The following is a 474-nucleotide window of genomic DNA, read 5'->3' on the forward strand; positions in this document are numbered from 1 at the left end:
GTGTGGTATCGGCATTCAACTGACCGTCAGCGCCCACCGCAATACCCTGGCTGTTGGCGCTATAACCGGCGACACCGCCGCGCGAACCTTGATCGGCATCGCTGTTCAAGGCTTGCAGCCACACGCCTTTTTCGGCCAACACATCACCCGAGGACAAACCGCTGCGGGCACTGCTGGAGCGCGTGTTGATGGCGTTCGAGATCAGTGTCTGGCCGTTAGTGGACGCCTGGATCGCACCACCGCTCACGTCGGGGCCAAGCTTTTCGGAAAGCTTCGCCAACTGCGCATCGCTGCTGGCGTTGGCGAATGCACTGAACACCGGGTCCTGATCGCTCAGTTGACTCATCACCGCGTTCGACACTTGCCCGACCGCCGCTGCACCGCTGGATGAACCACCGGCGTTCACCACATTCTGTTTGACCACATCCTCGCTCTTGGTGCTGACCAGCGCCTTCACGTCATGGCCTTCAACGC

Annotated in this window: 1 protein-coding gene; it reads right to left on the reverse strand. The window is 61.0% G+C overall.

Features of this window, described 5'->3' with window-relative positions; all coding sequences use genetic code 11:
- The coding region (locus AC1DCY_RS27590) for an autotransporter outer membrane beta-barrel domain-containing protein (protein ID WP_477355928.1) at positions 1 to 457 on the reverse strand (457 nt) is incomplete at its 3' end.
- Between the last annotated feature and the right edge of the window lie 17 nt (positions 458 to 474).

The sequence above is a fragment of the Lysinibacillus sp. 10T31 genome, from assembly GCF_056394365.1.